This window comes from Scytonema sp. HK-05, assembly GCF_963872035.1.
GTDB lineage: Bacteria > Cyanobacteriota > Cyanobacteriia > Cyanobacteriales > Nostocaceae > Kalymmatonema.
In genome coordinates this window covers 1-21,495 of the sequence record NZ_CAWMYC010000005.1, presented here as the reverse complement: position 1 = coordinate 21,495, position 21,495 = coordinate 1, and the positions used below count along the sequence as shown (strand labels likewise).

The window sequence follows — 21,495 nt, the reverse complement described above, 5'->3', positions numbered from 1 at the left end:
TTGCCCCCAAAGGATAACAACCAGTATGAGCGCGGCGGCGAGAGCAAGCCAGCGGATCACCATGATAGGCAAGAAGATGATCACGGCTTCATTAGCAGTGATTCCAGGGTGTGTAAATGGAGAGAGGGGCAACGACCAGAAAAGCAGCAGGGCGGTGGTGCCAAGCGTTGCAAACCAGCAACCCCAGAAGAGAATTTGTTCCATGACACTTATCGATTAGGCTATCAATATAGACTAGTCAGGAGTGCGAAACTTGAAACCATTGCATAGTTAGGAGCGCGGAACAATTAAAGATAGTCAAATACTCAAAACTGTTAAGCAGTCAGTTGTCTTTGTATCCTATGTTGACAATGTTTAGTACAATAATCACAGTGGGGACATCGTAATTTGCCACAGTTAGGGCAAGAATCATGTTTACCTAATACAAGAGGAGTAAATCCACACTTTCCTTTCTTTTCTATATAACCGCCGCAATAAGCAATAATTGTAGTTAGTTGTTCATTAATATTTCTTTTTCCTTCAAGTAATCCACTACCATTGAATTTGAAAATTTTAAACTCATTGATCCGGCTTTGATATCTATTTTCCCATAATATAGATAGAGTTTCGCATAGTTCACTGATAGTATCGAGCGGATCGTATATCCCTAAAGGATGAGACTGGGAGTCTGTACAATATAACAATTTACTATACTTACTTGGGTGAAAAGAGTTGTCATCCAAGCGAAGCATATCAATAAAATGGCTAAGTATGGTTAAGAATAGATATGGTAATGTTATTTTTTTAGTTGGAATTTGCTGTAATGTTAAGATAAATCTTTGTTCCCAATCTGTCAGGGAAGTTATCCATTGCTCTGGTAAACTAACTTTAGCTGCTAAACATAATGGAAAAGGGTTGAGGTTTAAAAGCTGAATATCTTCAAGTTCGGGAAATTTGGATAATGCTAACTCTCTTAAATCGGAAATAGCCTTTTCTTGTTGAGCATAAAAAGTCTTTACTGGATAGTCGAACAACCAAGGTGGTAAATATTTCTCGCTAGAATTTCTAGGAATTTGGATAGAATAAAAGTACTTAGCAAAATGTTTTTCAAGAATATCTAATTCTGATTTTCTCATTTCTCCCATGAAGATAAGCTTAGGAATATGAAAATTTGCTCGCTCCGGATATTCTATATATTCCTGCTGTAAATAAGGTGAAAATACGCCAGCTATAATAACTTCTTCATTTGAACGATCTCTTTTAAAATTGGGTATACAAAATTCTGAGTATCTATTTTTCTTAGATACAGATGTGCGAGAGTTTTTAACATCTACACTAATACTATTATTTAAAAGCAAATCATAATTACGCCAATCTCGATTGTTACTAAATATTTGCTGTAAAGAAACATCTTCTACTTGATAATTAAAAAATTGATATACTGTTATTGCAAATTTTTCTGCTGCTCTAGCAGATAACATTCTTGCTAATGTATTAGTATCATTTTTATCTTCTAAAGATATCCACTTTTGAGCAAGCTGTTTATCTTTTATATCTAGCTGTGGATAAATATCTTTTGCGCTAGCTGTGATATTTTTTTCATGTGTATAACCACTGTAAAAAGTTTTAATTGCAGTTAAAAATATAGAGAATTTATTTTCAATTACTCTTCGCTTAACTCTCTCTGGTGCTATTTTCCAGAGAAAACCTTTATATACTACTTTACTCTCGACATTACTGGTCAACCATAATTCCCTTTTGTAGGTTGCTAATGTAGTTAATATGCTAATAATTTCCTCTTCAACATTATGAGCAATTATTTCACTGATTTCATAATCATTTACCATCTTTTGATAAATTACTAATCTAGATTCTACGGGTAAAAGCTCTCTAAGAATACGAGCATCTAGTCTAGACTTTAAATTTTCTGAAATTAAGTTCAAAAAATCTATCTTGTCTTTCTCAAGGACTAAGCTAATAATTGTATAATTAGCAATTTTTATTGCTTCATCATCAGACCTATTTTGCAAATATTTTGCTGCTACTTTATATTTGACAGTATCTGGAATCAAACCCCATAAAAATCCATTATAGGTTACTTTATTGCTGATTAAATTCTCAGGAATAGACTGCCAAGAAGGATAATTAGTATGCTTTTCATCTTCAGCTATCTTTTGAGCAATAGAGAACAATTCATCTAGCAGTTTTTGATTCGTATTCTCTTCACTACTAGAAACCATTTCAAGAGACAGTTGCAGACGTTGTTTCAGAGGTAATTTATCTCTTAAAGGTTTAGCCTCATCAAGTGTTAATAGTCTGTTAGAAAAAATATCTCTTGATATAGATAGATTTAATGAAAAATCATTGATTTTCTGGATAGCAAATTTAATTGCTTCGTTATCTGGCAGAAGGGATAGGTACTTCTTAAAGGCCGTCTGCCAGATTATAGGATTTTGGCTATGTATACAATACTCCAAAGCTGCCTGATTTTCTTCATTTTTTAATAATGACAATCTCACAGCTTCGTATTGGTTAATTTTATAACTTTTTCTTATTCCGAAATAAACAGCAGGTTTTGAAAATAGACTCAATTCAAGACAAGATAATTGCCTTGTGTTGATTTGTAGACTTGTGAAGAAATAATCTGGTGATTTCGATAATCCTAACGGATTATATAGATTTTCTTCTAGCTGAGCTTGTATATTTTGAGCTACAATTTCTCCAACTCTTTGTGCAATTGTAATAGAAGTATCTATTACTGCTCTATAAGTAAGGTAACTTAATTTATCGACATATCCTGGTACTCGAATTGGTTGAACATTTACAGCCTCTTCTTTATCTCTAAACTTACCAATTTGAAATTTCACTAACAAACCTTTCTGTCCTTTAATTTCGTCAATAGGACAATTTAATCCCTTCCAATAAACTTTTATATCTTTTGTTCCTGGTTTCTCAATTCGTTCAATATAACCGTAATTACTTTGAGAACCTTCTTTTGTAGAATCACCAAACCATTGAACTATACCAATTTCCTCATTTGTATTATGCAAATTCTTCATATAAATATCTTTAAATTTAGCTATCCAAGCTCTGCAAATAATCTGATTCGTCACTAAATAGCAGCTAATTGCGAGCAGAAAATGTATATATCACTACTATAATAATCGGTGTTGACTACGTAGTGTAAATCAGGGAAATTACTTAAAATATTTATATCGATAACACCGCCAATACTTTCCTTTATACTTTATTGGAACCAGCTAGGTGTTAAAACATTCATAAACTAATCATAATTACCTCTGTTTATAGAATGCCGAAAAGAATCTCTCTTGGGTTCCTGCTACTGTTTTTAGGCACCCAAGTAGGTATTACCACCCTAAAACCAGTCCAAGCACAAACACCAGCTGTACAAACAGAAACTACCACAAAATCAATTTGTCCCGCCCAACTGGGAGCATCTGTAGATGCTGTGATCAATCGTCCTCAATTCAATCGAGCGCGTTGGGGCATTTTAGTACAACCTTTGTCTTCTACTCAAACTCTTTACAGTCGGGATGCCCAAAAATACTTTACCCCAGCTTCGACAACTAAACTGCTGACAACAGCTGCTGCACTACAGCTACTTGGTACAAATTTTCGCATTCGCACCTCTGTATATCGCGGTGGTGACGGTGTTTTGCGTGTTGTGGGTAGGGGAGATCCCAGTTTGACAGATGCACAATTGGCAGCTTTAGCAAAGCAGTTGAAACAGAGGGGTATTCAGAGAGTCAATCAGTTGATTGCTGATGATACTTACATTAAAGGAGATATTGTTAACCCCTCTTGGCAATGGGAAGATATACAGTCAGACTATGGCGCACCTATCAACAGCCTGATTTTAAATCAGAATGTTTCTAGTATAAGACTTTTACCACAAACTGTAGGTCAACCTCTCAAAGTTATCTGGAATGATATCAATGAGGATAGACAGTGGCAAGTTATTAATCAGTCGATAACAACAGCAGAAAACCAACCAACATTCACTAATGTTACCCGTGATTTGAAAGGACAAACTTTGCGAATTCAAGGGCAGTTGGCAGTCAATTCTGAACCTGCGTTAGTCAGTTTACCTGTTCTTGCTCCTGCTGAATATTTCTTGCGTCGTTTTCGTAGTACTTTGATCGCAGAAAAAATCCCCGTTCTACAAATGTTTGTGTCACCTACTGGTGGCAAGAATGAAGAAGAATTAGCTAATGTAGAATCTCCGCCACTTTCAGAACTTGTCGCACTGACAAACATCAACAGTAATAATCTGTTTGCTGAGTCATTGTTGAGGGCATTAGCTATTAAAAAACCACCAGTTGAAAATCAAACTTCTGCTGATACAGGTTTGGAAGTGATGAAGGCGACGTTAACTCAAATGGGAGTTGATCCAGCAGGTTACTCTTTGGTAGATGGTTCGGGGTTATCTCGTAAAGACTTAATCAGTCCAGAGGCTTTGGTACAAATTTTACAGGCAATGGCGAAATCACCAGCAGCGTTGGTGTATCGTGCATCTTTACCTGTAGCAGGTAGAAGCGGAACTCTGAAAAGTCGCTTTCAAAACACACCTGCTGAAGGTATTGTACAAGCAAAAACAGGCACGATGAGTGGTGTTGTTTCCTTGGCTGGATATGTGAATGCTCCTAGATATGGTCCAGTCGTTTTTAGTATTATGGTAAATCAAAGCGAACAGCCTGCAAAAGTTGTGCGGCAGGGAATGGATGAAATTGTGGTGTTATTAGCTCAACTGCAAAATTGTTAAATCATTAATGTTAAATTACTAAGGCAAATCGCCAAAGCGAGCCTCGCTTAGCGAGGAGCTTCGCTAACGCGATACTTTTGTAATATATCTTCTAAGTTTTGCGATCGCGCCTTGGGCGGGCACTCTGTGCCATCGCTGGCGTTCTGCCTCTAATTCTTGTTGTACTTGTTCGGCGCGTTGCTTTTCCTGTTCGGCACGTTGCTTTTCTTGTTCTAACTGCGCGTTCACCTCAGCGTAAGAGAAAAATTTACTACCATCAGGACGGTAAATTTGCAACTCCTCACCGGACATATCAAACCGGATACTCAACCGAGGACTCACCCATGCCATTTCTCCAATTGCATCTAATCCATCGTCTGTTCTCAACCAACCTCTGAAAGTATTCTTGTCTGGATCGTAAATATAATATTCATCAACTCCATAGCGATCGTAAAACAGCAGCTTTTTATCCATCTCAGTAGAACTGTTACTGGGAGAGAGGATTTCAAAGACAACTTGCGGTGGAATGTTGTCTTCCTCCCATTGTTTATACGAACCTCGGTCTCCCTTTGGTCTACCAAATGCCACCATCACGTCTGGTGCTGTGACAATAGTATTGCGACCTTTTACCGGATACCATAACAAATCCCCAGCAACAAAGACATTTGGATCATCAGCGTACAGCCAATCGAGATTTTGCTCAATCACCAAAATCCAGCGAAACTGCTTGGTATTATCCGCCATTGGCTTGCCGTCGCTTTCCGGGTAAATAACTTCTGCTGGAGTTGTTGCTAGGGATTGAGAAACCATAACCAAGCCCGTAACACTGAATGCTTTAAACCTACAACGTACCACAATTTTAGCTGAGGAATCGTGACAAGTTAATTGATCATGAAACTTAATTAATCACTATTTTTTCAATAATTCCCTAAAAGAGCGCAAACTGTAATTCAAGACTTTACCCGTATTAAATAGTTGATATCCAGCAAATAATAAAGCAGAAGATACAAGAATCGCAAAAAGATTAACTGACGCGAAGACATTGCCGGTAAACAGCATGAATGCGATTCCCAGCCCTATCAACACCCATCCTATATTACGGTTTAAATGCCGTTGGGTTAAGACAATAACCCCTGTAACACATAACAGCACACCAGGAATACGTACAAACAGACCAATGTGAGTATTCGCAGATATTATTACAATTCCTACAATCATCAGCACTAAGCCGACAAGCTTGCTAGGACGATCCATTCGGGGTTGTTTGTTGTTTTCAACAACCTGAGGCTGCACAATTTTAGCCTGAATGACTGTAGGTCGATGAATCGGTGTGGAATGAGAGGTAGAAACAAAATTTTGTTTATGTTGAAATATAAAAGTTACCTTTTCTTCCTGACCTAGGTCAATTTTATCTCCTATATTGAGGGGATAGCGCTGTTTTGGCTCTAGCTTTACATTGTTGAGAAACGTTCCGTTGGCACTTTCCACATCAATAATATAGTAGGTGCTTTCTTCTACCTGAATCTCTGCATGCAGCCGAGAAACAATATCGGCATTTGGCAAAGCTAAAACATTGATGTCCGGGGCTATTTGGTCATTTGGCTTACCAATGCGAATGACAGCGAGATTCGGTGGTAACTCAAAAGAGGTGTTAGTTTGAACATGAAAAAGCTCTAAACTTAGCCCTGTTGTCTGTAATGTACTAAGGTTTTGCATGGCTTGCTTTTAGGGAGCAATTTTTCATTTTATCTAAATTGTCTTGTCTTGTGGCAAAAACGCTTCAGTGAGCATCAGAGTTTTCATTGTCTCATTTTTAATATCTATGGTACTTATTTCTAAAATTGTTCCAAACAGAATTTGAGATTAGATACTTCTGTATTCTTGTCCTCATTGCTCTCAATATTAACTAGTTCATAAATATCTACAAAGGAAAGTTGAAAATCTATTGAAGCAAATGGCAACACTGCATCAAAAGATTCATACTCAGTTAGTGTCCAATTTCCTTGTACATTTTTGGTAAATTGCTCTATATAACAACTATCCTGGTCAATCACAATATATTCTTTAAATTCTAGAATAGACCGATAAAAGCGAAATTTATCTGCTTCTTTATGGTTATGATCTAATTTTGACGAAACATGAATAATAACTGAAGGATTCATAACTGTGGTAGTATCAGTTCCCTCATAGATTGGTTCTCCCTGAATAACCATCACATCTGGATAAGTGTATAGGTTATATCGCGGTATCCACAAGCGTATATCGTTGATAAAGACTCGATAGTTCTGTCCTCGGAGAGCAAATTTCAAGAAAGCATAAATATTACCTGCAATTTGATTATGATTAGTTGTACTTCCCTTCATCGGCAAAACTTCTCCATTGCGATATTCACTTTTGTAGTCACATTTTTCCGTGTGTGATGGCATCTCATCCTGATTTCACCGAAGAATTCTAAATTTAAAATTCAGAATGCAATCAGTGGGGGCGTATGTTGGCAAAACTCATTCGCTAGTCGTACAAAATACAGAGGTGCTGAATTCTGACTCCTGACTTCTGAGTACTTTCTTGCTCACTTAAGCTATACTGCCACGCTTTCTGGCTTCCTTGTAAGAAGTTCCGACATTTTTGATGCCAGCTTTAATCATTTGTCGTTCGAGGAGGGCAAAGAACCGCGCCTTATCCCCACCACGTACGACTGCTTGATTGTGCGCTTCGGCGATCGCCACTGGATAGCCATATCCTTTCTGCACTTGTCCTAGCATGAGTCCCAGTGCAGAGTCTAACATAGCTGTGTTCTCGACTACCCATGATGGTACTTCTATCCGGGCAATTTCAGTACCCACATGCACGTAACAAAAGTAAATTTGTTGGTCTTCGTACAGTTCAAGAATGCGAACGTTACTACGCCATAAGCAACCACGTTGTCCTGGTTTAAGTTGAGTGGACAAAAGAGTTGTATCTCGTAACGGTTCAAAAACCTTGCAAGGGACTTTTTCTAGTTGATTCGGGCAAAAGCTGGCACAATCTGGTACTGTGTGCGGACAAGCTAAAAGACGCAAAAAGTTCATCCCTTCAACGTTGCGCGAAGCACTCACATAGCCCATGAAAGGAATTTGAGCTTCCCGCAACTTCTGCCAAGCTTCTAGGATAGGCGGTAAAATGTGAGCGCGTGCATCCAAAGGTAATTGCTCTAAAAACCAGTAAATCAAAGAACCATCGACCATCGCTAGCGTCGGAACTTCTTCTGTCCCCTTGTCCCCTTGTCCCTCTTTAACGCTACAAGCCAGTTCTGCTAGCACAGTTGCTTCACTGGCTGTGCGGCGGTAACTCATCCATTCTTCAGTACGAATACCCCACTGACGAGAAAGATATAAATCCTCTGGGCGATAAAATATCTCCGGCAAACTATCTAAAAGCGGGTAACGGTTTTGTCCGTAGTGTAAGACAACTCTACCCATGTTGAGAAGATAGCAGTAAGCAATTTCATGGTGACTCGGGGATATTTGGGAACCATCGGTAGCAATGACGGTATGAACTTTCGGGGGAACTGGGATATCAATGCAGGTGTTGAGTGGTTCTATGGGGGTAGCATTGGCAAACAAGATGCGATCGCGCCATTTTTCCTGTCGCTGTACTAACTCTTCCTGACACTCTAAAGCGTTTTGAAAATGTTTTTGAGCCAATTCTAAACGCTGACGACTAGCAACCGCCTCTTGCGTCAGATGTTGACTCAAACCTTGCATCTGTCCAGTAATTTTAGTAAGGTCAAGCATAATCGTAAGTCCTGAGTTTTGAGCCTGAGTCTTGAGAAGTCATTTATAAAGTAAAAATAAAATTCTTGTAGGGTGTGTTAGGCGCACCATGCTCGATATGATTTGTAACGAAGAACATGACATGAGCGCCTAACGCACCGCCATATAACATGGTGCGTTACGGCTAGCGCCTAACGCACCCTACTTAAGATTTAGTTTATAAATCAACTCTGAGTGTTCAAATAAAGGTACTCAGCACTATTTTAAAGCCACTCAGAGAAATCTTGAGCAAACTGATCGAGTGATAATACCTGAATTCGCGGGTCATTTTGGGCGGTCACTTTTTCTGTTGGGGTATTGTAACCCCAATCTGCAAGGAAAAGTTTCACTTCCTCAAGATCCGGTTGCTCTTGGACAAGCTGTAATGTTTTCAGTCGGTCTTCTACAAACCACAACCTGTCTGGTGAGGTATTTGTCGCCTGAATTAATTCTCGCAGAATTTGGTATTTCGGACGCTTCACCTCTTTGCCAAAAATGACTTCTCGTGGTATGTCTAACCCTCCTTGTTTCAATAGCTGCTGTGTAAAACGCCCCTCTTTTGTGGTAATGATATATAGATGAACTGTGCTGGTAGCGGTTGCTTTGAGTTTCTCCACCACACCCGCATAAAATTTATGCAAACTCAACCAACCATTCAAATCTGTATCAATCCATTCATCCCGTATCTTGTCTAGTTTACTGCCAATTTCTGCCCCTTTGAGATTGTCTGTTAACAAAATTTGTTGGGCAATTTTTCCCCATTCTTGAAGAATTTTTTCTTCAGGAATTCCCTCTACCAATGCTTTGACTAAAACGGGCATTTCCCAACCTGTTTCAATCACAGGTCTAAGCTGATAGAACTTAGAAGCTAAATCGTTTGGTGGTGTATCTTGCTGTGGCAACCAAACTTGACAATAGGTACGCCAGGCGACTTCAAAATATTCAATTAATCCGTTGCAAATCACACCATCAAAGTCCAGAGCCAGAATTGTGGGAGTCATTGCCGTCATTGTTATAAAGCTGCTGTTGACAGCTTACCTGACAAATTCAACTTATGCAGTAGTTATGCCAACGGTTCCCGAATGTGCCAGATGACCTACTGTACCTATGACCCGCGAAACTTTACTGAGACTGCTAGAATAGTGGCTACTAAGCACATATACTATCAAGTTGAATTTTTCAAGCCAAATTTACTAAAAATTTACGTATATTTATCAAGCCTTTAAGTATACCTCTAGGGTTAAGAATGAATTGGCATTGTAGATACCAATATAGTGATCCAAGTTTGAGCAAGTCATATTTATGAGAAGAAGATTTTTAAGCGTCTTAACAGCTGCTAGCGCATTGGCAGGGATTGTGGGGATTACTGAAGCTGCTCATGCGGCTACAGTCACATACACTACAGCATATAACCCGCCTACAGACGGTTCAGTGCCTTATGCAGGTTTTGGTTACACAGACATCATTAACGCACCTGTGAGTATCCAAAAGTTTGACTCATCTCTTGGCACACTCGATAGTGTGAAGATAGATTTTATCGGCGATATTAAAGGAGATGCAGGGTTTGAAAACAGAAGCCCACAAGCATCTACAGTCACAGTGGATCTTTCTGGCGATTTGAAATTGGAACTGGCTGATGGGACATCTGTTGCCGAGTTTACTCCGCGACAGGATTACAGTTATGATGTCGCCAAATATGACGATACGACTGATTTTGGTGGGACTTCTGGGAAAACGGTTGAAGGACTCACGGCTAGTCAGTCTGCTACAAAAACTTACACCGACAACACCTTATTGCAGTCTTTTACTGGTTCTGGTGACTTAGATTTATTGTTCTCTGCAACAGCGAAATCAACCGTTTCTGGATCAGGTAACATCGCATCTTATGTGACAACATATGCTAAAAGCAATGTCGAAGTTACATATGACTACCAACCGAGAAAAGTACCGGAACCCTCTGCCATACTTGGGATAGGTGTCATGGCTGGCGTTGGTTTGTTGGTACAGAGAAACAGAACTTTGAGCAAAGCTTAGCAGGTTTCATGCGCTTCCCTTCGTAAACAAGAGAAAATGAGACCACAAAAACAAGATCCCCGACTTCGCCAAAGTTGTCGGGGATCTGAAGAACTCAATAGCCTAGGACACACCACAGATAATTCATCTGTGTTCATCTGTGTCCATCTGTGGTTCTAAATATCCATTAATATGCTATAATTACACAGACTTACGACTTGGTATAAGAACACCATGTCTAGGACTAAATAGCATAGCTAACAAAAATAATCCTGAGACAACTAAAACTATTGCTGGTCCCGAGGGAAAATTGTAAAAATAGCTGAGATACATCCCACAAATACTAGAAAACACCCCAATCAATGCCCCCAAAATCATCACCTCATGGAGGCGTTTGACTAATAAATAGGCGGTTGCTCCTGGTGTAATCAAAAGTGATAATACCAAAATCACACCTACAGCTTTCATGCTGGCAACAATTGTCAACGCAATCAGCAGCATGAGTCCAAAATTGAGGCGATTGACTGGTAATCCTGCTGCTTTAGCACCTAAAGGGTCAAAAGTGTAAAATAGCAGTTCTTTGTATAAGAAAAAGACAGTTAACAAAACGAGCGCCGCAATAATCGCTGTATCTCTCACTTCTTGAAAGGTAACACCGAGAATATTTCCGAAAAGGAAGTGATTGAGGTCGATTTTATTGTCTTTTTGAATAACAGTAATGAGGGTGACACCAAGAGCAAAAAATGCCGAAAACACTATCCCCATTGCCGCATCTTCTTTAATAGGAGAACGCGTTCTAATCCAGGCGATCGCCATTGTACTGATCACACCAGCAATAAATGCCCCAATGTAAATATTCGCTCCCAACAAAAAAGCGATCGCCAGTCCTGGTAAAACCGAGTGACTGATAGCATCACCCAGCAAAGCAAGCCGCTGCACCATCAAGTAGCTACCAACAACCGCACATAATAAGCCTACTAAAATGGCAATGACAAGCGACCTCTGCATAAAGCCATATTGTAAAGGCTCAATCAAAGCTTGCAACATAGTCATTAGTCCTTTGTCATTAGTAAAATACTTTCAACTTTTGACTTTTGACTTTATCATGCTGCTTTTGTCCAAAACATCACCTTTCCACCATAGGCGCGGGACAAATTTTCTTCAGTAAGGACTTGCTTTCGCGAACCTGTAGCGATTAACTCGCGATTTAATAAAATCAAGTCGTCAAAGTGGGTGATGGACTCTCCTAAATCATGGTTGACGACTAAGACAGTTTTACCTGCGGCGGCGAGTTCATGGAAAACATCAAAAATCACCGCTTGGGTTTTCTGATCAATTCCAACAAACGGTTCGTCAAAGCAGAAAATTTGCGCTTCTTGCGCCAAAGCACGGGCTAAAAACACCCGCTGCTGCTGTCCTCCTGAAAGTTCGCCAATAGGACGGTTCTGGTATTGACTCATCCCAACTCGTTCTATTGCACTTTTTGCCACTTGGCGACTCACCACCGAAAACTGACGTAACCATCCGGTTTTCTTTACCCTTCCCATCATCACCACATCCCAAACTGTAGCAGGGTAAGTCCAGTCTATTTGGCTTCGCTGTGGAACATAGGCAACTTTGTCAAGTTGCTGTGCTAAAGGTTTGCCTTGGTAGTGTACTATACCACTACTCGGAACTAAGCCTAACATTGCCTTAACAAGTGTGCTTTTGCCTGCACCGTTAGGACCAAAAATACCAGTCAGTCGCCCTGGTTTCACAGTGCAATTGACATCCCTCAAGGCTTCCTGAACACGGTAATGTACTCCTAAATGAGCGATCTGAATCGCTTCTGTAGGATAGGTACCCGTATTATTTTGTACAGACACGCCACTTTTTGTCTCTACAACGGGCATTTCGCCAACTGTATTCCTGAAAAACGATAATTTTGGATGCAAAGAGATGATTTTCATAACTGTGCTTGAATACTCCTTTGCTTGAGCTTACTATAAAAATGAAAGAAATATGAGAACATCTATAATTGGAAGTAATAACCAACATAAATGAAACTAATACTTCAGACGGAAGGCAGCATTCTCCCCCAAAAAGCACAAGTCAAAAGGATAAGGAGAAGATTTTTTGTTTTTAACCGTGTTCCTCAGCTTTGTCTGGGAATGCTGTTGTCTTTCGCCTTGCTTAGTTGTACTCAACAAAACTCTAGCTCTTCTTCCTCCAGCAATGATAAGCCGAAAGTGGTAGCGACTAGCACCATAATTGCAGACTTAACACAAGAGGTAGGGGGAGACGAAATTAAGCTTGCTGGAATACTCAAACCGGGTACTGATCCTCATGTCTACGAACCAGTACCGAAAGACACACAGGTTATGGAAGAAGCCAATTTGATTTTGTATAACGGCTACAACTTAGAACCGGGACTGATTAAGTTAATGAAATCTGCGGGGGGAAAGGCGCGTCAGGTAGCGGTGGGGGAAGCTGTCAAGCCTTTGGAGTTAGATAAAGGTAAAGGCGAAGTCGTTCCAGATCCGCACGTTTGGGGAGATGTGAAGAATGCGATTGCCATGGTAAACGCCATTCGCGATGCTTTAATACAGTTATCGCCGCAAGACAAAGAAGAATTTACGAAAAAGGCACAGCAACTGACTGATGAATTAAAGCAATTAGATAGTTGGATAAGCGTGCAAATTCAAACCATCCCAGCAGATAAGCGCAAACTGGTGACGACTCACGATGCATTTCAATATTATGGACGTGCTTATCAAATACCCATTGCAGGCACTTTAATTGGTATCAGCACCGAAGAACAACCCAGCGCACAAACGGTGCAGCGGCTGGTAGAAGAAATTAAAAAGACTGGCGTCCCTACAATCTTTGCTGAAACTACAATTAACCCAGCTTTGATTCAAACTGTTGCCCAAGAAGCAGGAATCAAATTAGCACCACGCCAACTCTATTCTGATTCAATTGGTGCGCCTGGAAGTGAAGGGGATACCTACATCAAAATGATAGAGGCAAACACGCGGACTATTGTTGAAGCATTGGGGGGAAAATATACGCCGTTTCAACATTCAACGAATCAATAAGCTTTCAAAAGCAATTGCGAATTTAGCTGGCATCAAAGTCTGCTTTTTCTGACAATAACGCCAATTATTCGTTATATAGTCATAAATCTTGAGCCGCAAATATTTGCCTCTAGGGAAAAATGGATCACATGGTTATCATTTGAAATTTTTATATAATCCTCAAGATAGATGTGGTATTCTGAAATTTCAGAATAGAGTACAGAATAGCTGCACTATGGCTAGTCAGCAGAAATTCGGAGGTGGCGCGCAAAGGGTGCAAAGTGAACGGAAAAATACGTTGTTCGCAGGGAGTTTGGTTAATTCCAACTTCTTATAAAAGGAGGTCTTCATACCTGGAGCAAAAGTATCTCAACCCTTGTTTAACGACCACTTGAAACCAGCTGAACCAAGAAAATCTATGAAAATTGCTCAAATTGCCCCCTTGTGGGAACGAGTTCCTCCTTCAACTTACGGAGGAATAGAACTCGTCGTGAGTCATCTGACTGATGAACTGGTGCGTCGCGGCCACGATGTCACTTTGTTTGCCTCTGGTGATTCGCAAACATTAGCTAGACTCCAAGCAACTCATCCTCGTGCATTGCGTTTAGACCCAAACATTAAAGAGGGTATGATGTACGAAATGCTACAGGCTAGCGAAGTTTACCAACAAGCGGAGGAATTCGACATCATTCATTCCCATGTGGGGATGTGGTCATTGGCATTAGCAAATATGGTGTCAACACCCACAGTGCATACCTTGCATGGCGCATTTACCAATGACAGCAGCAAAGTATTTACCCTTCATAGAACGCAACCATACATCAGCATCAGTGATGCCCAGCGTAAAGCAGACCTGAATTACGTCAGCACTGTTTACAATGGGATCAAGATACAAGATTACCCTTTTGTAGCGGAACCGAAAGAACCCCCTTATCTGGCATTTTTAGGGCGCTTCTCGCCAGAAAAAGGACCGCAACATGCGATCGCCATAGCAAAACAAGCGGGTTGGCGCTTGAAAATGGCAGGGAAGGTTGATGTTGTAGACGTAAAGTTTTTTGAAAAAGAGATTGCCCCGCTTATTGATGGTAAGCAAATTGAATACCTGGGCGAAGTAGATCATGCTGCGAAAGTTGAACTTTTGGCTAATGCATCCATAACTCTGTTCCCTATTACCTGGCGAGAACCCTTCGGCTTAGTCATGATTGAGTCGATGGCAACTGGTACACCAGTCATTGGTATTAATATGGGTTCCGTACCAGAAGTCATTGCCCACGGTAAAACAGGTTTTGTTTGCCAAACCTATGAAGAAATGGCGGATATGATTCCCGCTGCTTTGGAGTTAAATCGTCAAACCTGTCGAGAATATGTGGAAAACAGGTTTACTGTTACCCAAATGGTGGATGGGTATGAAGCGGTCTATGAACAAATCCTCAAAGACCGTACTCAGAAGAATGGACTCATTCATGCCCTAAAAACCTCATTGGAATCATTATCTTTTGTGAAGCTGTAATCAACAGCAGCTTTCTGCCTCAAGGAGAAAAATATGAAAACGACAACGAATAGTTGTCCTTGTTGCGATAGTCCTTTGCTGCGTCATGTGCGTCACAAAGGTGTCTACTGGTTTTGTCAATCCTGCTGGCAAGAAGTCCCTCTGTTACATATCAGTCGTCCGGACTCCTTCACTCATAGACGTATTCGACAGCGCCCAATGTCATCGCAACTCATTCTGACGTAATCACAGCTAAAGTGCAGCAATAACAGCCTGTTATTTGCACCTCCTACCTCCAAAACACCTCCAAAACACCTCCAATTAAGTCGAATAAGTCAAAGACCATCCAGTAAATAGTGCAGCGTTCATTCTGTCTGTTTGATTAATCTAGCCAAGCTGGTTCCCGTCCTTGGGTTGGGTGTTGTTTGCATCTTTTGTTCATGACACTCAATCACCGTGGTACCAGCTTTTGTCTACTCAGACGTTTTGCAAACTAGATTGTTCCCAATGATTACTAATATCAATTCGACCTGAAGATGCTCTTAAAAAATGAGGCTCCGCCTCCCTAACTCGTTCCCAGGCTGCAGCCTGGGAACAAGAAGTTGGATGCTCTGCATCGTTAACAAAAACGGCGTAAGTCCCCATTCTTCTATAAGGTGGGGATATAAGCCGGACGGCGACGATTACATCTTTGACCAATAATAGCGGCAGGCTATTGAGGAAAAAGGTGTATGAGGAGTCGTCAAAGAAAAACCGCAAAATCACAGACATTTTGGTGTATAATAATATTGGTCGATGACCCGCCTAACTGTCTCGGAACAGATAGGTCAAGTAGCGGTAGTACGCTTACCACAGAAAGAGCAGAGCTTGGGGAAAGAACATGACCACTGGTTAGCAAGGTTATGTCCTGCTGTAAAAAAATAAACCAAGCCATGTTGTACGTAAAGTTATATCCTTGCGGAAGGCGAGGATCTGCCTGTGGAGGGGGAGTAAGACCGAGACATGTTTGCATGAGGAGGCATCGCCCAATGAAGCGGGAAGCCCAAGAGACGAATAAGACCGTCGTTGCGGAACTGAAATTGGAAGCCCCTTTTTCAGCGAAGCACTCATGGGGTACTTCACAAGGGACTTCCTTGCTTAAAAAGTATCCAACTTTTTTTGTGGGATGGAATTGGTGCCATTGGTGTCAACTTAAGCCACAACCCTTTGACAATCTCGTTAAAATCTGGTTTCCAGGTGTTGAACGACAAATTATTTGACTACAGCGACAGATTTAAATGTCACAATTTACGGTCCTAACAACCTTTTAGTTAGAAATATTACAAGCGTTGAGTCAATAGAAAAAAGTGCTAAGAGTCAATATAACAACTACTTCAAGCCAAGTCTGCGAGGGTTGAGTGACTCGTGACAAACAATTTGCTGCTATGGTCAAATAACTTGTCGCTCAACAAATGTGTTTCTTGAAAGAGTAAGACAACCCGTACTAGAGGAGAGCTCTGATGCGCGTGCTGCTATCGACGATCGGGTCGCGGGGTGATGTCCAGCCGCTAGTGGCGCTGGCGTTGGAATTGAGGACCCTCGGCCAGGAGGTCCGCCTGTGCGTGCCGCCCGATTTCCGCGACTGGATCGAAAGCCTGGGGATGCCCGTCACGCCCATCGGATCCGAGCTGCGCTCGACCGGGAAAGCCAACCCGTCAGCAGCCCCACCCTCGCCCGAGCGCCTGCGTCAGCTGGCGTCAGCCACGGTCGCCACCCAATTCGAGACGATCGCGGCAGCAGCCCAAGGCTGCGACGTGATCGTGGGAGCAACAGCCCTACAGATCGCCGCTCGCTCGGCGGCAGAGAGGATGGGAATCCGTTACGTCTTTGTCGCCTACTGCCCGACAGTCCTGCCATCGCCACACCACGCGCCACCCCCATTGGGTCTACGGGGAGACACGCCGACGCCCGCACCGACCGACTACCCCGAGCTCTGGGCGCGGGATGCAGAACGCTTCAACGCCACGTTCGGCGTCGCGCTCAACTCCTCTCGGGCATCACTCGGCCTGGCCCCCGTCAGTGACGTGCGCAGCCACATTTTCACCGATCGGCCCTGGCTGGCCGCCGACCCGACGTTGGGGCCCTGGCCCGATCCCGAAGACCAGGCCGTGTTCCAGACCGGCGCCTGGATCCTGCCGGATGAGCGTCCACTCTCCCCCGAGCTGGAGACGTTCCTCGACGCCGGCGAACCACCCGTCTACTTCGGCTTCGGCAGCATCCGCGCGTCGGAAGACCTCAGCCAGGTGATGATCAAATCGGCCCGTGCGCTCGGACGCCGTGCGATCGTGTGCCGCGGGTGGGCCGAGCTGTCACTCGTGGACGACGAACCCGACTGCCTAGCTATCGGCGAGGTCAACCAGCAGGCACTGTTCAAACGCGTCGCGGCCGTCGTCCACCACGGCGGCGCAGGCACCACGACCGCAGCCGCGCGAGCCGGCACCCCCCAAGTCGTCATCCCCCAGCTGTACGACCAGCACTACTGGGCCCGACGAATCCACCACCTCGGCATCGGAACCGCGCACGCCCCCGGCACACCGACCACCGACTCGCTGACGAGCGCTCTCAGGCACGCACTCCAACCCGACGTGGCTGCCCGTGCCCAATCCATCGCCACCGCAGTGCGCAGCGACGGCGCACAGGCCGCCGCCCGGCGCTTGATAACCGCCGACCCCCAGAACTCATTTTGAAGCGGGTTCTAAAGCCGGCGAGTGTCAGTGGGAACGCAGGAACTCAACGCTTGTAATATTTCTAACTAAAAGGTTGTTACGACCGTAAATTGTGACATTTAATCTGTCGCTGTAGTCAAATAATTTGTCGTTCAACACCAGGTCTAAGCAGGAAATGCGGTGGGGGCGGCTCTTGAGCAAGTAAGGGAGGCACAGAGAGCCTCAAGTTATGCATTCCCAGCCTGAGGCTGGGAACGAGGCAATCTCTAAAAGCTTGTTCTATACTGGTTTTCACCTTAAGTTGACTTACTTAGCTAGATGCCCAACGCCAGTCGCTGTGAGTTCGGGCTAACCCTCCTGGAGCTTACGCTCCCCCACACAAGATTGGATAATTTATTTGTTGGAAATCCCTAAATGGTTACTTAGTCACGAGCGCTACTAGCAGCGCTTATGATTAACTCTTCAACATTGCGTCGCATTGTGTTGCAAATCATATCCAAGGGTAGGTCATTTGGATCATGCCCGAAAGGCTCTTCGATTTCCGACCCAATTTCTTCAATACTTAATAAGGTGAAACTCACAAAAGCCGTTATTACACCAGTCCACCAAGTTAAATTACTGACTATCTCAACAGGCAATATCAGACAGAAAATCAACAACAATTGCCTGAGTTTAATGCTATATATTAAGGGGAGTGGCGTTCTCAAAATGCGTTCACAGCCACCCAAAATATCTACCAAATCATCCACCAAGTTATGTAAGCTAGTCAGCTGATAAATATTTATACAATTACGCTCATGCTGATGCTGCAAATAATCTCTAATCCAGAAGGCAATTTGTAGTGGGGGATGTTGAGTATCTTTGAGCTTGAAATACTGGATATCGGACATCAATGGCGCTAACTGCTCGTCAACCGCCTCTCCCCTTAGATGTAACTTCATTGCGATCGCAAAAGCAACTAACAGCCGCACAGTTGCCTCTTTTTTTCCTCTATCCTTCGGTGACTGCTCTTTAACGACTATGAAAATTCCCTGAGCCAAGTTACGAACCGTATTAACTAAACTTCCCCACAATCGACGACCTTCCCAAAATCGCTCATTCGCTGTATTCGTCCGAAAAACTAATAACAAAGTAAAGCCAATATTGAAAGTCAAGATAGCATTGGTAAGGACACCGCTCTTTTGTGTGAATCCAATGGGAACCCCAAAATAGTATAATAATGATACTAAAAAACCATAGACACCACAAAATATTACCCAGGGAAGAATGACTGGAATAACTGACGTTTCAAGTCGTAAACAGACTTGAAACCAATTCAGTTTTTCGCCAGTGTAGAGGTAATACTTTCCTGTAAAGGAATTTTTTTTCCTGCTTAGAAACTTTTTGCACCGTTCCAGTAGATTAGTGGAATTTGAGCGGCTCATATATTAAAAGTCCAAATTAATTAACACAGAACGTTCAAGCTGGCTTATCAATCTTTAGAAATCAGTCTGCGTTTTGGGTTGGAAATTTCATTATTCCATAATTGATATTTTTATTAACTTATATAAAGTTATACTAGAAGTATATTACCTTGCTGATACTACTGTTGCTGATAAATATTTTTCAGCCTTTCCACAGACAGTGCTATAGCTTAATTTCTCCATTCCAAAATCTAAAATATAAAATTGGTATAGTTACTCTAAACTACCTACACAGCCAAACATCAAAATTTTCCTCCCCAGCTTCCCCGAATCAAAAACAGCCATTTTTAAATCAGCCTTGAGTCAATCTAACCCAGTGCCAAAGAACCTGCAAGAAACTCACTTAAATCGCGCTCGTGCTAGCCTAAGCCTTGCGCTGTCTTGGTATGGAAATCTTCGTAAACCCGGACAGTCGTCATCAAACTCACAATTAGCAGGTTTGGTAAAACCAGAATTGGAACTTTTGAGCACGACACTCAACAAACTTGACTATAATGTGATCCGCATCGCTGCATTTGGTTTGGTAAGTCGTGGAAAGTCAGCGGTGTTGAATGCTTTATTAGGACAAAAGATTCTACAAACAGGTCCCCTCAACGGTGTGACTCAGTACCCTCGGTCCGTGCGTTGGAATCCTGGCGGTAAGGTGCAGGTGGAGTTAATTGATACACCAGGATTAGATGAAATTGAAGGAGAAGCACGGGCGCAAATGGCGCGGGAAGTCGTGCGTCAGTCAGATTTGATTCTCTTTGTGGTTTCGGGTGATATTACCAGGACTGAGTATCGGGCGCTGTGTGAATTGCGACAATGTCAGAAACCTTTAATTTTGGTCTTCAATAAGACAGACCTCTACCCGGATACAGACAAAACAGCAATTTATAATAATTTGCAACAGTTGGGCGCAGCAAATCCTCAAGGAAAACCCCTAAAACCTGATGAAATCGTCATGGTGGCGGCGGAACCTGCACCAATGGAAGTGCGCGTTGAGTGGTCTGATGGTCGTGTGACACATGAATGGGAAACACCACCGCCACAAATAGACGAACTCAAACAAACAATTCTGAAAATTCTCAATCGCGAAGGGCGATCGCTCTTGGCTTTAAACGCACTCATCCAAGCACGAGATGCACAAGAGGCGATCGCCCAAAAAACCATCAACTTACGCCAAGAACAAGCAGAAGACTTGATTTGGCAATATACCAAATACAAAGCTTTAGCAGTAGCGCTCAATCCCATCGCCTTTTTAGATATTCTCGGCGGAACAGTTGCCGATTTAGCCTTAATTCGCTCGCTAGCACGGCTGTATGGTTTGCCAATAACCAGCTACGAAGCCGGGAAGATTTTAAAAACGATTTTATTCAGTTCTGGTGGCTTACTGCTGGGAGAACTAGGCAGCAGTTTGCTGTTAGGTTTGGGTAAAAGTACCGCCGCCATTGCTTCTGGAGAAAACCCAATAAATGTAACCGCCTATGCTGGAACTGCAATCACGCAAGGTGGTATTGCAGGTTACGGAGCATACGCCGTGGGAAAAGCGGCGCAAGTCTATCTAGAAAAAGGCTGTTCTTGGGGACAATTAGGAGCGAGTACAGTCATTAAAGAAATACTGGCTGAGGTGGAACCCAATACAATTTTGTATCGTTTGCGGCAAGAGTTGGAGCAGTTTTCTTTTAACGGTACATCACTACATTAGACCTCTCCAAAAAACAATGTAGAGACGTGCCATGGCACGTCTGGTACAAGGGTTGTAGACAACGCACAATTAAATTCGGTCGATGTTTATTAATAAATACGACACTCTTGAGAAGAGTCAGTATTATCACTTGGCAATCCTACCTCAGCCTCCGCACGGTTCAGCATCGACTCATGTAGGTGTTTTTCATGATGACGTTGCTGCGCCATTAACTCCCGTGCTTCTTCTTGAGTCATAGCGTCTGTCCCTGCGGGATGTGCTGCTTCAGCACGATTGAGCATTGACTCGTGCAAGTGTTCGTCTTGCAGACGCTGCTGAACCATTAATTCCCGTGCTTTATCTTGAGTACTCATGCAATTTTCTCTCATCAATATTTAAACTGTCCTTCTATTTTGCAACTTAAAAAACTAAAGCAAAACGTTAATCCGATAAATAAAACAGAAATTGACAAAAAACAATTTATCGCAACTTAGATGCAGCTAATATTGTTATCTGGTAAGCTTACCCCCGGCTGAAGCACGGGGGCATTCGCCACCGAGTCCAGAGCGGT

Annotated in this window: 19 protein-coding genes; 8 read left to right on the top strand and 11 right to left on the bottom strand. The window is 42.5% G+C overall.

Annotation, left to right across the window (positions count from 1 at the left end; all coding sequences use genetic code 11):
• Positions 1 to 270 (top strand): hypothetical protein, encoded by a 270-nt coding sequence (locus AACT52_RS02245; RefSeq protein ID WP_143172979.1) that lies wholly within the window; start codon positions 1 to 3, stop codon positions 268 to 270.
• A 44-nt stretch (positions 271 to 314) separates the two neighbouring features.
• Here the strand turns inward: AACT52_RS02245 and AACT52_RS02240 are convergent, their stop codons facing one another.
• Complete coding sequence (locus tag AACT52_RS02240; RefSeq protein ID WP_143172978.1) at positions 315 to 3,092, bottom strand: hypothetical protein; 2,778 nt, start codon at positions 3,090 to 3,092, stop codon at positions 315 to 317.
• Positions 3,093 to 3,289: 197 nt separating this feature from the next.
• On the opposite strand from AACT52_RS02240, the gene dacB reads away from it, so the two are divergent.
• Entirely contained in the window at positions 3,290 to 4,762 is a 1,473-nt protein-coding gene (dacB, locus tag AACT52_RS02235; RefSeq protein WP_073635919.1) for a D-alanyl-D-alanine carboxypeptidase/D-alanyl-D-alanine endopeptidase, read from the top strand.
• Positions 4,763 to 4,825: 63 nt separating this feature from the next.
• On the opposite strand, the gene AACT52_RS02230 is transcribed toward dacB, so the two are convergent.
• The 5 genes from AACT52_RS02230 to AACT52_RS02210 all read right to left on the bottom strand — a co-directional run bounded on the left by AACT52_RS02230 (position 4,826) and on the right by AACT52_RS02210 (position 9,542).
• Positions 4,826 to 5,551 carry a Uma2 family endonuclease gene (locus tag AACT52_RS02230; RefSeq protein ID WP_073635918.1) on the bottom strand — a complete coding sequence of 242 codons (726 nt, stop codon included), beginning with the start codon at positions 5,549 to 5,551 and terminating at the stop codon, positions 4,826 to 4,828.
• Positions 5,552 to 5,650: 99 nt separating this feature from the next.
• Positions 5,651 to 6,457 (bottom strand): FHA domain-containing protein, encoded by an 807-nt coding sequence (locus AACT52_RS02225; RefSeq protein ID WP_073635917.1) that lies wholly within the window; start codon positions 6,455 to 6,457, stop codon positions 5,651 to 5,653.
• A gap of 119 nt (positions 6,458 to 6,576) precedes the next feature.
• Positions 6,577 to 7,167, bottom strand: coding sequence for a Uma2 family endonuclease (locus tag AACT52_RS02220; protein WP_073635916.1), 591 nt, complete (start codon positions 7,165 to 7,167; stop codon positions 6,577 to 6,579).
• Positions 7,168 to 7,314: 147 nt separating this feature from the next.
• Positions 7,315 to 8,514 carry a DNA double-strand break repair nuclease NurA gene (locus tag AACT52_RS02215; protein ID WP_073635915.1) on the bottom strand — a complete coding sequence of 400 codons (1,200 nt, stop codon included), beginning with the start codon at positions 8,512 to 8,514 and terminating at the stop codon, positions 7,315 to 7,317.
• Positions 8,515 to 8,756: 242 nt separating this feature from the next.
• Entirely contained in the window at positions 8,757 to 9,542 is a 786-nt protein-coding gene (locus AACT52_RS02210; RefSeq protein WP_073635914.1) for an HAD family hydrolase, read from the bottom strand.
• Between the two features lie 292 nt (positions 9,543 to 9,834).
• On the opposite strand from AACT52_RS02210, the gene AACT52_RS02205 reads away from it, so the two are divergent.
• Entirely contained in the window at positions 9,835 to 10,566 is a 732-nt protein-coding gene (locus tag AACT52_RS02205) for a choice-of-anchor E domain-containing protein (RefSeq protein ID WP_073635913.1), read from the top strand.
• A 180-nt stretch (positions 10,567 to 10,746) separates the two neighbouring features.
• Here AACT52_RS02205 and AACT52_RS02200 read toward each other — a convergent pair whose 3' ends face one another.
• On the bottom strand, positions 10,747 to 11,592 hold the full coding sequence (locus AACT52_RS02200) for a metal ABC transporter permease (protein WP_073635912.1): 846 nt from the start codon (positions 11,590 to 11,592) through the stop codon (positions 10,747 to 10,749).
• Positions 11,593 to 11,648: 56 nt separating this feature from the next.
• Entirely contained in the window at positions 11,649 to 12,437 is a 789-nt protein-coding gene (locus tag AACT52_RS02195; RefSeq protein WP_096549578.1) for a metal ABC transporter ATP-binding protein, read from the bottom strand.
• Between the two features lie 147 nt (positions 12,438 to 12,584).
• Here AACT52_RS02195 and AACT52_RS02190 point away from each other — a divergent pair, with 147 nt between their 5' ends.
• The 3 genes from AACT52_RS02190 to AACT52_RS02180 all read left to right on the top strand — a co-directional run bounded on the left by AACT52_RS02190 (position 12,585) and on the right by AACT52_RS02180 (position 15,336).
• Positions 12,585 to 13,622 carry a metal ABC transporter substrate-binding protein gene (locus AACT52_RS02190; protein WP_073635910.1) on the top strand — a complete coding sequence of 346 codons (1,038 nt, stop codon included), beginning with the start codon at positions 12,585 to 12,587 and terminating at the stop codon, positions 13,620 to 13,622.
• 397 nt (positions 13,623 to 14,019) lie between these two features.
• Positions 14,020 to 15,111, top strand: coding sequence for a glycosyltransferase family 4 protein (locus tag AACT52_RS02185; protein ID WP_073635909.1), 1,092 nt, complete (start codon positions 14,020 to 14,022; stop codon positions 15,109 to 15,111).
• 33 nt (positions 15,112 to 15,144) lie between these two features.
• Positions 15,145 to 15,336: a hypothetical protein gene (locus tag AACT52_RS02180; RefSeq protein WP_073635908.1), complete on the top strand. Its 192-nt coding sequence runs from the start codon at positions 15,145 to 15,147 to the stop codon at positions 15,334 to 15,336.
• Positions 15,337 to 15,567: 231 nt separating this feature from the next.
• Here AACT52_RS02180 and AACT52_RS02175 read toward each other — a convergent pair whose 3' ends face one another.
• Complete coding sequence (locus tag AACT52_RS02175; protein WP_143172977.1) at positions 15,568 to 15,861, bottom strand: hypothetical protein; 294 nt, start codon at positions 15,859 to 15,861, stop codon at positions 15,568 to 15,570.
• A gap of 728 nt (positions 15,862 to 16,589) precedes the next feature.
• Here AACT52_RS02175 and AACT52_RS02170 point away from each other — a divergent pair.
• Positions 16,590 to 17,816 (top strand): glycosyltransferase, encoded by a 1,227-nt coding sequence (locus tag AACT52_RS02170; protein WP_073635906.1) that lies wholly within the window; start codon positions 16,590 to 16,592, stop codon positions 17,814 to 17,816.
• 401 nt (positions 17,817 to 18,217) lie between these two features.
• On the opposite strand, the gene AACT52_RS02165 is transcribed toward AACT52_RS02170, so the two are convergent.
• Positions 18,218 to 19,219 (bottom strand): bestrophin family protein, encoded by a 1,002-nt coding sequence (locus tag AACT52_RS02165; RefSeq protein ID WP_073635905.1) that lies wholly within the window; start codon positions 19,217 to 19,219, stop codon positions 18,218 to 18,220.
• A gap of 337 nt (positions 19,220 to 19,556) precedes the next feature.
• Between AACT52_RS02165 and AACT52_RS02160 the strand changes: the two genes are divergently transcribed.
• The gene (locus tag AACT52_RS02160) at positions 19,557 to 20,945 is read left to right on the top strand and encodes a GTP-binding protein (protein WP_073635904.1); all 1,389 of its coding nucleotides are present in this window, start codon (positions 19,557 to 19,559) and stop codon (positions 20,943 to 20,945) included.
• A gap of 89 nt (positions 20,946 to 21,034) precedes the next feature.
• On the opposite strand, the gene AACT52_RS02155 is transcribed toward AACT52_RS02160, so the two are convergent.
• Positions 21,035 to 21,298 carry a hypothetical protein gene (locus AACT52_RS02155; RefSeq protein ID WP_073635903.1) on the bottom strand — a complete coding sequence of 88 codons (264 nt, stop codon included), beginning with the start codon at positions 21,296 to 21,298 and terminating at the stop codon, positions 21,035 to 21,037.
• Between the last annotated feature and the right edge of the window lie 197 nt (positions 21,299 to 21,495).

Bases quoted from the DNA above. Each gene is read 5' to 3' on its own strand.
- dacB (WP_073635919.1), top strand. From the start codon at position 3,290: ATGCCGAAAAGAATCTCTCTTGGGTTCCTGCTACTGTTTTTAGGCACC.
- AACT52_RS02230 (WP_073635918.1), bottom strand. From the start codon at position 5,551: ATGGTTTCTCAATCCCTAGCAACAACTCCAGCAGAAGTTATTTACCCG.
- AACT52_RS02225 (WP_073635917.1), bottom strand. From the start codon at position 6,457: ATGCAAAACCTTAGTACATTACAGACAACAGGGCTAAGTTTAGAGCTT.
- AACT52_RS02220 (WP_073635916.1), bottom strand. From the start codon at position 7,167: ATGCCATCACACACGGAAAAATGTGACTACAAAAGTGAATATCGCAAT.
- AACT52_RS02215 (WP_073635915.1), bottom strand. From the start codon at position 8,514: ATGCTTGACCTTACTAAAATTACTGGACAGATGCAAGGTTTGAGTCAA.
- AACT52_RS02210 (WP_073635914.1), bottom strand. From the start codon at position 9,542: ATGACGGCAATGACTCCCACAATTCTGGCTCTGGACTTTGATGGTGTG.
- AACT52_RS02205 (WP_073635913.1), top strand. From the start codon at position 9,835: ATGAGAAGAAGATTTTTAAGCGTCTTAACAGCTGCTAGCGCATTGGCA.
- AACT52_RS02200 (WP_073635912.1), bottom strand. From the start codon at position 11,592: ATGTTGCAAGCTTTGATTGAGCCTTTACAATATGGCTTTATGCAGAGG.
- AACT52_RS02195 (WP_096549578.1), bottom strand. From the start codon at position 12,437: ATGCCCGTTGTAGAGACAAAAAGTGGCGTGTCTGTACAAAATAATACG.
- AACT52_RS02190 (WP_073635910.1), top strand. From the start codon at position 12,585: ATGAAACTAATACTTCAGACGGAAGGCAGCATTCTCCCCCAAAAAGCA.
- AACT52_RS02185 (WP_073635909.1), top strand. From the start codon at position 14,020: ATGAAAATTGCTCAAATTGCCCCCTTGTGGGAACGAGTTCCTCCTTCA.
- AACT52_RS02180 (WP_073635908.1), top strand. From the start codon at position 15,145: ATGAAAACGACAACGAATAGTTGTCCTTGTTGCGATAGTCCTTTGCTG.
- AACT52_RS02175 (WP_143172977.1), bottom strand. From the start codon at position 15,861: ATGTCTGTGATTTTGCGGTTTTTCTTTGACGACTCCTCATACACCTTT.
- AACT52_RS02170 (WP_073635906.1), top strand. From the start codon at position 16,590: ATGCGCGTGCTGCTATCGACGATCGGGTCGCGGGGTGATGTCCAGCCG.
- AACT52_RS02165 (WP_073635905.1), bottom strand. From the start codon at position 19,219: ATGAGCCGCTCAAATTCCACTAATCTACTGGAACGGTGCAAAAAGTTT.
- AACT52_RS02155 (WP_073635903.1), bottom strand. From the start codon at position 21,298: ATGAGTACTCAAGATAAAGCACGGGAATTAATGGTTCAGCAGCGTCTG.